This is a genomic window from Actinoplanes sp. NPDC048791, from assembly GCF_040650095.1.
Taxonomy (GTDB): domain Bacteria; phylum Actinomycetota; class Actinomycetes; order Mycobacteriales; family Micromonosporaceae; genus Actinoplanes.
Window position 1 is genome coordinate 1 of the sequence record NZ_JBEZGQ010000400.1, and the last position, 7190, is coordinate 7190.

Sequence of the window (7190 nt, forward strand, 5' to 3'; positions counted from 1 at the left end):
ACCACGTACGGGTCGCTGAGCAACCTGATCCTGCGGCTGACCGCGGTGGTCTGGGATCCGGGCGCCGGCGCCTACGTCACGCGATCCTTCGAGCGGACCGACCCGGATTGCGCTGCGCTGCTGACCAACCTCGGACGGGCCTTCCTCACCGAGGTCACGCTGCTCGCCGGGCCGCTGGCTCGGCTGCGCTGCGTGAGCAGGGTCGACATCCCAGCGGCGGAGCTCTTCGCGGCGCCCGGCGCCGGAGGGCGCACCTTGGAGAGCTTCATCGCGGCGACCGGACGGGTGGAAGCCATCTGGTTCCCGTTCACCGCCCGCCCCTGGCTGAAGGTGTGGAGTGTCAGCCCGCAGCGGCCGCCGACGTCGCGCCCGGTCACCGGGCCCTACAACTATCCGTTCAGTGACAATGTCCCGGCGCCGGTGGCCGACCTGGCCGGGCGCATCCTGGCCGGGCAGTACGAGCTGGCCCCGGCGCTGGGCCAGGCGCAGTACGCGGCCACCGCGTCCGGGCTCGTCGCCACGGCCTCGGCCGACCTGTGGGGCGCGGCCAAGAACCTTCAGCTGTACGTGCGCCCGACGACTCTGCACGTTCACGCCAACGGCTACGCGGTACGGGTCCCACGCTCCGGCGTACAGGCCGTCGTCCACGCGTTCACCGAGTTCTACACCGCACGGTTGCTGGTTTACGCGTCCCGTGGCCGGTTCCCGGTCAACGGCGCGGTGGAGATCCGGGTGACCGGCCTCGACGACCCGGCCGAGGTGGCCGTCCCCGGCGCGCAGGCACCGGCCCTGTCGGCGCTGCGGCCGGACGCCGCCCGCCCGGCGGGGCAGGTGGCGGTCTGGATCGATGTGCTGACTTTGCCGGGTACGGCCGACGCCAACCGCTTCTACCGGGAGGTGGAGCGGTATCTCCTGACCGCTCACCCGGGCACCCGGGTGGAGTGGTCGAAGGGGTGGGCCTACACCGACCGGGCGGCCTGGAGCGATCCCGACGTGCTCGACCGGGCCGTGCCGTCCTCGTTCGGCCCGGGCTGGCCCACTGCCGTTGCGGCGCTGGACCGGCTGGATCCGGCACGGGTGTTCAGCAGTCCGTTCCTCGACCGGCTCCTGCGCTCCTGACGCCTCGCTCGACTACTGTGCACGCGTGTCTGAGTCTGTGGATCTGTCGAGTCCGGCCGGGCGTCGGGAAGCGCTCCGGATGGTGGACGTCGATGATCCCCGTCCTCGCCACGCGCTCGTGCGGGAGATCTTCGACCTCGAAAGGACCTGGCGCGAAGGCTCCGACCACGGCGAGAGCGACGAGTTCGAGCAGATCTACGTGGCCGCCTTCCTGCTGTTCCTCACCGGTGATCCCGCGGACGCGCCCCGCCTGTACGCCGCGAAGTTCCGTACCGGTGACATGGATCTGGGTATCGGCTTCGACGCCCAGGCCATCTTCGGGGCGGGCCGGCCCGAGACGCTGCGCTGGCTCGCGGCGAACGGGTACGCCGAGGAGCATGCCCACCTGTCCGAGTGGTTGTCGCACTCGGAGGACCCGAGGATCGAGGACTGGGCCCGGCACAGACGCGAGTACTTCTACTCACCCGACGGCGTCCTGCTGCTGGACGAGCTCTGATCTCACGCGGTGAGGGCGGCGTACCGGCCGCCGACCGACACCAGGGTGTCGTGGGTGCCCTGTTCGAGGATGCGGCCGTGGTCGACCACGGCGATCTGGTCGGCGTTGCGCACGGTCGACAGCCGGTGCGCGATCGTCACCGTGGTCCGGCCACGGGCCAGCTCGTCGAAGGCCCGCTGCACGGCCCGCTCGGTGGAGGTGTCCAGGGCGCTGGTGGCCTCGTCCAGGACCAGGATGCGCGGGTCACGCAGCAGTGTCCGGGCGATGGCGATGCGCTGCTTCTCACCACCGGAGAAGCGGTGCCCGCGCGAGCCGACGACGGTGTCGTAGCCGTCCGGGAGCCCGGCGATCACGTCGTGGATCTGCGCGGCGCGGGCGGCCTGCTCGATCTGGGCGTCGGTGGCGTCCGGGCGGGCGTACCGCAGGTTTTCCCGGACCGTGGTGTGCAGCAGGTAGGTCTCCTGGCTGACCAGCCCGACCACCCCGGCCAGGTCGGCCAGGCGCAGGTCGCGCAGGTCGATGCCGTCGATGGTGATCCGGCCGGCGGCCGGGTCGTGGAACCGCACGATCAGCGCGCCGATGGTCGTCTTTCCGGAGCCGGTCTCGCCGACCAGCGCCAGCGACGTGCCGGCCGGCACGTCCAGGCAGACGTTGTCAATCGCAGCCGTGCTGCTGCCGGGGTAGCGGAAGGTCACGTTCTCGAAGCGCAGATGCCCGCGCACCGGGTCGGGCAGCGCGACCGGCTGGGCCGGGTCGTCCACCTCGACCGGCAGGTCCAGGTATTCGAAGACGCGACCGAACAGCACCTTCGAGGTGCTCAGCGAGACGCCGACGTTGAGCAGGCCCATCAGCGGCCGGAACAGTCCGGCCTGCAAGGTGGTGAAGGCGACCAGGGTGCCGATGCTCAGGGTGCCGGCGGTCGGCGGTAGTCCGGCGCTGAGGTAGATGACCGCCGGGATGGCGGCGAAGATGATGCTCATCGTGGCCATCCGCCACCGGCCGGCCAGCTGCGAGCGCATCTGCAGGTCGATGAGGCGGGTCGAGGACAGGCTGAACCGCTCGACGAGCGCATCGCCGGCGCCCATGGTCTTGCTCAGCTGGGCCCCGCTGATCGACAGACCCTCCTCGATGGTCACGTTGAGGTCGGCCAGCTCGGTCTGGCGCAGGGCGGTGATCTCCTTGCGCATCTTCGCGACGCGGCGGCTCAGGTGCAGCGCCGGTGGCAGCACGATCAGCGAGACCAGGGAGAGCTGCCAGGACAGCGCGATCATGGCGACCGCGCTGGCCACCGCGGTGGTCAGGTTGGAGGTGATCGACGCGGCGGTCGAGGTGACCACCGACTGCACGCCGCCGACGTCGTTGGTGATGCGCGACTGGATCTCGCCGGTGCGGGTCCGGGTGAAGAACGCGACGGACTGCCGCTGCAGGTGGGTGAAGACGTCGATCCGCAGCTGGTGCACGACCCGCTGGCCGACGGTGGCGGACATCCACGTCTGGACGACGCCGAGTGCGGCGGTCACCGCGGCGACCGCCACCATGCCGGTGACCAGCCAGGCGAGCAGCGTGACGTTCTTCTCCGGCAGCGCGCGGTCGATGACCTCGCGCAGCAGGAAGGGGGAGGCCATGCCCAGCACGGAGGACGCCATGATGAGCCCGGTCACCACGGCCAGGCGCAGGCGGTGCGCCTTGAAGAGCCGGGCGATGCGGCGCAGGGAGACGTCTGGCAAAGAGCACAACCTTCCGTACGGGATGAGCCGAGGTTAACGGGCCGCCCACCCGCGCAGGAATTCGTAGTGCGGCAGGTGGCACCGGTAGCACTCGGCCAGCTTCGGATGGTTGTCCACGGTGTCCGCGTACGTGCGCTGCGGTTCGGTGAAGCCGGAGCTGCCCGCGACGTCGCGGTGCCAGGGCCGGGTCCGGCTCCAGACCCGGTGGTCGCCCGGCTGCCAGGACAGCGCCGAGGCCAGGAACGGTATCCCGGCGTGCTCGCAGTACCGCCGGACGACCTCGGCCGGCGCCGCGATCAGCGTCTCGGCCTCGACGACGTGCGGGGTGGCCCCGGACACCTCCCGGACCCGCCGCGCGAGCTCGGCCTGGTGGCCGTAGCCCACCTCGGCGCAGACCATGTCCGGGTTCATCGCGTAGTGCGAGGCGATCACCGAGCGGGGATCGCGGATGATGAAGGTGTGCGACCCCGTGGCCGGGATGTCCTCGCCGCCGTTGCCGAGATAGTCGTACTCGGTCGTCTCCTTGACGAAGACGCGCCGGTCACGCGCCCGTTCGTCGAGCAGTTTCAGCAGTTCGGCGTGGCTGGTGGCGGTGGCGTCGCCGACCGTGGCGTGGCCCTGCACGACGATGCTGGAGAAGGGTTCGTGGTAGACCTCGTGGTCTCCCCGTTCGAGCATCATCCGCAGGAACGCCGTCGACCGGGACCGCGGCGTTCCCCAGAGGAAGAGCAGGCCGGACCGGGCTGCCGGCATCACACCGGCCCGGCCAGGCCGGCGGGACGGATGTCGGTCCATTCCCGCTCGATGAAGCTCAGGCAGGCGTCACGGGTGTCCGGGCCGGACACGGTCCGCCAGCCCGCCGGCACGTCGATCGTCTCCGGCCACAGCGAGTGCTGGTTCTCGTGGTTGACCAGGACCAGGTACGGGCTGTCGTCACGTTCGAAGGGGTTGCTCATTCGGCCGGCCTTCCGGTGGTCGTCGGCGCGCTGGGGGAGCGGTCGAGGTGCTCGGCCACCCGGGCGCCGATCATTTCCAGCACCTCCGCCCGGGCCAGCTGCCGGTGCAGGTATTTCAGGACGAGGACGTCGATGTGGCCGGTGACGTACCGCTGCCACATCGGGGAGAAGTACTGCTCGGGCGTTCGCGCCGCGGCCGCCTCGACGAACAGGACGTCGCCGTCGAAGAGCCCGAACTCGTGGTTGTCGACGAGCTTGATCATGTTTTCGTAGAAGTCGACGATCGCCCGTCCCTTCTGCCGCATCAGGAACGAGTAGGGGCCCTGGCGCTGCCGCAGCTGGTCGTAGAGGGCGTCGCCGGTCAGCAGGTGCCGCTGCTCGGCCGGCACGTCCAGGTCGAAGTGCCGCGCGACCGCGTTCAGCCGGGCCACCTGGGTCGCCCGGCGGTGCGGGGTGGGCCGGGAGTCCAGCATCGCCAGCAGCTGGACCCGCTGGCCGTCCCGCTGCAGCTGCACGGCCATCTCGTGGACGATCTCGCCACCGGCGCACAGCCCGAGCAGGTGGTAGGGACCCTCCGGCTGGACAGCGCGGATCTGCTGGACGTAGTCGGTGGCCATCGCGGTCAGGCTGGCCGGCATGGCGTCACCGGGGCGCAGGCCGCGCGCCTGGACGCCGTACACGCCGACCTCCTCCGGCACGGCGTTGACCAGCGGGTAGTAGAGCCAGCTCAGGCCGCCGAGCGGGTGGACGCAGAACAGTGAGGTGGTCCCGGTGTGCGGCCGCAGCGGCACCAGCACGTCCAGCGCCGCGTCGTCCGGCCCGGCCGCGACCCAGCCGGCCAGGTTCCGCGCGGTCGGCACGGCGGCGACCACGAGCGGATTGACGGGTACGCCGAACTCCGCCTCGATGGCCCGGCTCAGCCGCTCGACAGTCTCCCGGCCGCCACCGAGGTCGAAGATGTTGTCCTCGGCGGCCACCTGAGCGACCTCCAGCGCGTCGGCGACCAGCCGGCGCATCCGCTGCTCGGTCTCCGCGGAACCGCTGGGCGCCGCGAGCGTCGGCAGGCCTTCGATCAGGCCGGCCAGGTCGGCCAGTGTCGCGCTCTCGAAGACCGCGCGGAACGGCAGATCCACCCGCAGCACCGACCGGACCTGATTGACCAGTTGCATGGCCAGCAGCGAGTGCCCACCCAGGACGAAGAAGTTGTCGTCACGGCCCGCGCGGGGCACGCCGAGGATCTGCGCCCACAACCCGGCCAGGGCCTGCTCGACGGCGCCGACCGGCTCGACGTAGGCCCGCTCGATCGCGTCGCCCGGGTCCGGCAGGGCGAGCCGGTCGACCTTGCCGTGCCCGGTCAGCGGCAGGGCGTCCAGCACCACGAACACCGACGGCACAAGATGATCGGGTACGGCGGCAGCCATCTCCCGCCGCAACACCGCCACGTCGGTCGCGGGGTCGGCCACCACGTACGCGATCAAGCGGGCGTCGATGCCGGTTCCGCGTACGGTGACCGCGGCCCGGCGTACCCCGGGAAGCGCCGCCGCGGCGGCCTCGACCTCACCCAGCTCGACCCGCACGCCGCGGATCTTGACCTGGTCGTCCTGCCGGCCGAGGAACTCGATCGCACCGTCGGCGCGGCGCAGCCCCCGGTCGCCGGTGCGGTACATCCGCTCGCCGGGCACGAACGGGTCCGCCACGAACCGTTCCGCGGTCAGGCCGGGCCGGTTGAGGTAGCCGCGGGCCAGCGGACGGCCCGCGATGCAGATCTCACCGGGCACGCCGGCCGGCAGATGCTCGGCGTCGGCCCCGAGCACGTAGACCCGGGCGTTGGGGATCGGGCGGCCGATGGGAACCGTGCGGCCGTCGTCGTCCGGCCGGCAGTCCCAGCTGGTCACGCCGATCGCCGTTTCGGTCGGCCCGTACAGGTTGTGGAGCTGGGTGTCGGGCAGCGCCTCGAAGAAGCGGCTGCGCAGGCCCAGCGGCAGGGCTTCCCCGCCGGCGATGACGTGGCGCAGGCTGGTGCACCGCTCGGCGCCGGGCTCGGCCAGGAACATCTCCAGCATCGACGGCACGAAGTCGGCCAGGCAGACCTCTTCGTCGCGGATGACCCCGACGAGGTAGCCGCTGTCGCGGTGTCCGTCCGGCCGGGCCATCACCACGGTCGCCCCGCAGGTCAGCGGCCAGAGCAGCTCCCAGACCGAGGTGTCGAAGGTGACCGGGGACTTCTGCAGCACGCGGTCACCCGGCGCCGGCGCGAACTTCCCGGTCATCCAGGCGAACCGGTTGCCGATCGCGCCCCGGACGTTCACCACGCCCTTCGGCGTCCCGGTGGTGCCGGAGGTGTAGAGGACGTACGCGGTGTCCTCGGCGGTCACCGCGACCTCGGGGTCGTGCTCCGGCTCCGCGGCCAGGGCGGTGGCCTGCTCGTCCAGGCACAACAGCAACCCGGGGTCCTCGGGGAGCCGCGGCCGGATCGGCCCGTGGGTGAGCACCACGGTGGTGCCCAGGTCGGCGATCATCAGCGCCCGGCGGGCGGCGGGCAGGTCGGGGTCGAGGGGGACGAACGCGCCGCCCGTCTTCATCACGGCCAGCACGGCGACCACCAGGTCGAAGCCGCGTTCCATGCTGATGCCGATCAGCACGTCTGGTCCGGCGCCGGCCCGGATCAGGCGGTGGGCCAGCTGGTTCGCCCGGCGATTGAGCTCCCCGTACGGCAGGGTCCGGCCCTCGAACCGTACGGCGGGCGCGGCCGGCGTGGCCCGGGCGTGGCCCTCGATGAGCTGGTGGATCCACGGCCCGGTCCGGTCCAGGACGTCGCCGGCGCTCGCCTGCTCGGCCACCCGGCGCTCGTCCGTGCTCAGCAGCGGCAGCCGGGCGATCGGCTTGCCGGGA

At 71.7% G+C, this 7190-nt stretch carries 6 protein-coding genes; 2 read left to right on the forward strand and 4 right to left on the reverse strand.

Annotated elements, in window-relative coordinates; translation table 11 throughout:
* The coding region (locus tag AB0C29_RS25785; RefSeq protein WP_360824930.1) for a cholesterol oxidase substrate-binding domain-containing protein at positions 1-1119 on the forward strand (1119 nt) is incomplete at its 5' end.
* 25 nt (positions 1120-1144) lie between these two features.
* Positions 1145-1615 (forward strand): hypothetical protein, encoded by a 471-nt coding sequence (locus AB0C29_RS25790; RefSeq protein ID WP_360824933.1) that lies wholly within the window; start codon positions 1145-1147, stop codon positions 1613-1615.
* Between the two features lie 2 nt (positions 1616-1617).
* Here AB0C29_RS25790 and AB0C29_RS25795 read toward each other — a convergent pair whose 3' ends face one another.
* From AB0C29_RS25795 to AB0C29_RS25810, 4 genes are all read right to left on the reverse strand, one after another.
* Positions 1618-3342, reverse strand: coding sequence for an ABC transporter ATP-binding protein (locus AB0C29_RS25795; RefSeq protein WP_360824936.1), 1725 nt, complete (start codon positions 3340-3342; stop codon positions 1618-1620).
* Between the two features lie 33 nt (positions 3343-3375).
* Positions 3376-4095, reverse strand: a complete 720-nt coding sequence (locus tag AB0C29_RS25800) for a hypothetical protein (RefSeq protein ID WP_360824939.1) — start codon at positions 4093-4095, stop codon at positions 3376-3378.
* The gene (locus tag AB0C29_RS25805) at positions 4095-4298 is read right to left on the reverse strand and encodes an MbtH family protein (RefSeq protein ID WP_360824941.1); all 204 of its coding nucleotides are present in this window, start codon (positions 4296-4298) and stop codon (positions 4095-4097) included. The genes AB0C29_RS25800 and AB0C29_RS25805 overlap by 1 nt, the downstream gene beginning before the upstream one ends.
* Positions 4295-7190, reverse strand: a 2896-nt coding sequence (locus AB0C29_RS25810; RefSeq protein ID WP_360824945.1) for an amino acid adenylation domain-containing protein, incomplete at its 5' end; no start/stop codon positions are given. The genes AB0C29_RS25810 and AB0C29_RS25805, both read right to left, overlap by 4 nt.